At 59.5% G+C, this 2886-nt stretch carries 4 protein-coding genes; 3 read left to right on the forward strand and 1 reads right to left on the reverse strand.

The genetic code is table 11. The features are described 5' to 3' along the window. From CO671_RS32930 to CO671_RS32940, 3 genes are all read left to right on the forward strand, one after another. A partial coding sequence (locus tag CO671_RS32930) for an alpha/beta fold hydrolase (protein ID WP_141514516.1) occupies window positions 1-641 on the forward strand: 641 nt, incomplete at its 5' end. Window positions 642-765: 124 nt separating this feature from the next. Beyond that, window positions 766-1515 carry an SDR family oxidoreductase gene (locus tag CO671_RS32935; RefSeq protein WP_280953361.1) on the forward strand — a complete coding sequence of 250 codons (750 nt, stop codon included), beginning with the start codon at window positions 766-768 and terminating at the stop codon, window positions 1513-1515. Between the two features lie 176 nt (window positions 1516-1691). Then, entirely contained in the window at window positions 1692-2378 is a 687-nt protein-coding gene (locus tag CO671_RS32940; RefSeq protein ID WP_010030686.1) for a TetR/AcrR family transcriptional regulator, read from the forward strand. Window positions 2379-2519: 141 nt separating this feature from the next. Here CO671_RS32940 and CO671_RS32945 read toward each other — a convergent pair whose 3' ends face one another. Next, the gene (locus CO671_RS32945) at window positions 2520-2744 is read right to left on the reverse strand and encodes a hypothetical protein (protein ID WP_010030685.1); all 225 of its coding nucleotides are present in this window, start codon (window positions 2742-2744) and stop codon (window positions 2520-2522) included. Between the last annotated feature and the right edge of the window lie 142 nt (window positions 2745-2886).

Raw genomic sequence — 2886 nt, forward strand, 5'->3', positions numbered from 1 at the left:
CGGTCGCGGTCGATCTGCCGGGGCACGGCGCCTCGTCGCCCGTCGACGGTGATGTGCTTGCCAAGATAGTCTCGGCCGTCAGCGCCGCGGTCCGGGATCTCGCGCCCGGCAGGCTCCATCTCGTCGGCCATTCCTTCGGCGGCGCCGTCGCCGCGCGGATCGCCGCCGCCCAGCCGTCGCGCGTGGCGTCGCTGACATTGATCGCGCCGGTCGGCTTGAGCCGGCAGATGAGCCGCGACTTCCTGGTCGACTTCATCGCCGCCGAACGGCGCCGGCCGCTTCTGAACGTGCTCGAGCGGCTGTTTGCCGATCCCGCCAAGATCACCAACGACATGGTCGAAGGAACCCTGCGCTTCAAGCGTCTCGAAGGCGTGCCGGAGGCATTGACGGCAATCGCCGACACCATCGCCGGCCAAGACGGCCAGTTGCTGTCGATCCGCGAACCGCTTGCCGGTCTTAACTGCCCCGTCATGCTGATCTGGGGCGAACAGGACCAGATCGTGCCCGTCCCAGACGCCGGCACCCTCCCGGCAAACCTCACCCTGCGCATCCTGCCAGACACCGGCCATATGCCGCAAATGGAGGCATCCGCCACCGTCAATCAGGCAATCCTCGAAAATATCCGGAAGGCCTCACAATAATCGGGCAACGCCCGACGAACTGTTCAAGCAGCTATTGGAAAACAGGCGGTGCATCTGATTGGTAACCGCCCCTCGCCAAACACAGAAAAGGAAGGCATCTGTCGTGAGTAATTATAGCGGTAAGGTGGTGGTCATCACAGGCGCAGGCTCCGGAATGGGGCGCGCCATGGTCGGAGAATTTGTATCCAGGGGCGCCTATGTCGCCGCTCTGGACATCAATCTGGCTCGTGCTGTCGAAACAGTCGAAAAACTTTCTACGCCGGATAAGGCCTATCCGCTGCAGGCAGACGTGAGCGACGCCGGAAGCGTCGAAAGCGCCGTCAAAGCAATCATCGAGCGCTGGGAAAGAATCGATCTTCTTTGCAACAACGCCGGAATTCTGGACGGGCATGCTCCTGCCCACGAGGTCAGCCTCGAGGAATGGAACAGGGTTCTGGCCGTCAATCTTACCGGGCCTTTCCTCATGGCCCGAGCCGTTATTCCGCATATGCTTTCGCAGGGGAAAGGTGCAATCATCAACACCTCGTCGACGTCCGGGTTCAGCGCAGCCGGCGGCGGGTCGGCTTATACCGCTTCCAAGCACGGCGTCATCGGCTTGACGCGCCAGATGACCTTCGAATACGGCGCGCGCGGGATCCGCGTGAACGCGATTTGCCCCGGAGCCACCGCAACGCCCTTGGCTCTGCCGGAGCACAACGCCGCGTCGCCCGATATGGATCTTGCAATCAGCAAAGTTCCCGCGCGTCGCTGGTGCCAACCGGAAGAAATCGCAAAACTGGCCGCCTTTCTCGGCAGCGACGACGCCGATTACGTTCATGGAAGCGCCTATGTGATGGATGGCGGATGGCTTACGGCCGCGCGAGACCCGTTCTAATGTTCGACTTCGTGGCACCCGCTGAGCCTGAAGGACCGTTTAAGTCGGCACTGACGTGTTGAGCTTTCGCAAGTTTGGCATCGATCGCAGCGATCGGTGGTGCTTGCGCCACCGCAACCTGTTGACTTGAACGATGTCGCGACATTCACTGCGTCACCCACTGTAAGGATTATGTAATGAGCCTTCCGCCTCGTGTGATGACCGCGCGCAATCTGTTCAAGCAGCATTTGGATCAACGCGATTGGTCCGATTTGACCCCGGGCCGGCGCCGAATTCTCGAGGTGTTCTTAAAGCTCGCGACCTACGAAGGTTATTCGGCGGTGACGATGCGGCTGCTCGCCAAGGAGGCCAACGTCAAGGCTTCCAGCATCTATTTTCACTTTCCCGAGGGACGCAGTGAAATCGTCGCAGAGTCGCTGCGCTGGCACTACAGCAACTGGGGATATGCCGTACTCGAGGCGATCGACAAAACAAACAGCGTCGACGAGTTCTGGGATGCCCTCGTAGTTACAGCCGCAAAACGGCAGATTTCGCATCCTGCAAGCGATCTATGGGATCTCCTTGTCCGAATGGACCGGATCGGAGGGTTCCTGGAAATCGAGTTCCGTCATGAGATCGATCACTGGCTGGATCTTTGTGCCGGCCTGTTTGAAACGGCAGCAGAGGAAATGGGATATCTTCCGAGCAAACGCACTGTTCGCGCCATAATGGCGCTGCTGGATGCGGCAAGTACGTGGTGCGAATGGTCGGGGGATCCAGCCGAACTCGAGGCATGTGCCGACCAGGCCGTGTTGCTGTCACGGACGATCCTGACGTCGCAGGAAAAGATTGCTCGGGCCGCGCGTATCTGCAGCGGGGGATAAAGCGGCCGGTTTGATGGCAAGCATTGCGAGGAACGGCAAAGGGAAGGGAGGAGATATGCTTGACCGCCTCGGGTCGTCGCGGCATGCCTCCGCTCCGGCGGACCCCCGCCAGATTGTCAGTATGGGCGATCCCGGGATGCTTCAGCGGTGTAAATCCGCCGTCTCCTGGCCCTCGTCGCCAAGAACGTAATATCTGAAAGCCGCCAGTTTCGCTTCAGCCTGCCGGTTTTGCAATTCGCTCAGAACATTACTCTCGTGTGCGACAAAGGTCGCAACCGCGCGCAGGTTCAATAGCATGGCGACACCGATCGCGAGGGCTATGAGAACGATGACCCGATCACCGGAAATTTCGCCGTAGTAGCGCATCTCTATTCCCCCTTTTCGATCATCTTACGCCGATCGAATCCGCCGTCAACGAAAATGTAATCGTTGACATCGAGTTTTTTGTGATGTTGTATACGTTAACATCGCAAAATTGGCGATCGAGCCCTCGCGGCTCGCAGGGATC

It is taken from the genome of Rhizobium sp. M10 (genome assembly GCF_002531955.1).
In the GTDB taxonomy this organism is placed as follows: Bacteria; Pseudomonadota; Alphaproteobacteria; order Rhizobiales; family Rhizobiaceae; genus Rhizobium; species Rhizobium etli_C.